A 245-nucleotide genomic window follows, 5' to 3' on the forward strand; every position below is an offset into this window, starting at 1 on the left:
TAAAAGGGATGAGGAATAATGAAATTATTTGGTGAAAGCAAAGTATTGAGTATAGATGAGCTGAATGCTTATCGTACTGCATATGGAAATCCTTTAATGAAAAAGGAGATTTTTACGGCTTTAGTAGTTCCTTTTATGGTTAGTTTTTTCAGTGTTTATGTTCTTACCTACTATTGGTGGTTGGCACTAATTGCTGGAGTTGTAGGTGTATCTTACGGGTTCATAGTACTAATGAAAATTAGCGT

The 245-nt window shown here is 33.9% G+C and carries 1 protein-coding gene; it reads left to right on the plus strand.

Annotation, left to right across the window (positions count from 1 at the left end):
- Window positions 1–18: 18 nt before the first annotated feature.
- Window positions 19–245, plus strand: a 227-nt coding sequence (locus GJQ66_RS15020) for a hypothetical protein (protein ID WP_230379679.1), incomplete at its 3' end; no start/stop codon positions are given.

This window comes from Microbacterium sp. ZXX196 (assembly GCF_009709595.1).
GTDB classification, from domain to species: domain Bacteria; phylum Actinomycetota; class Actinomycetes; order Actinomycetales; family Microbacteriaceae; genus Microbacterium; species Microbacterium excoecariae.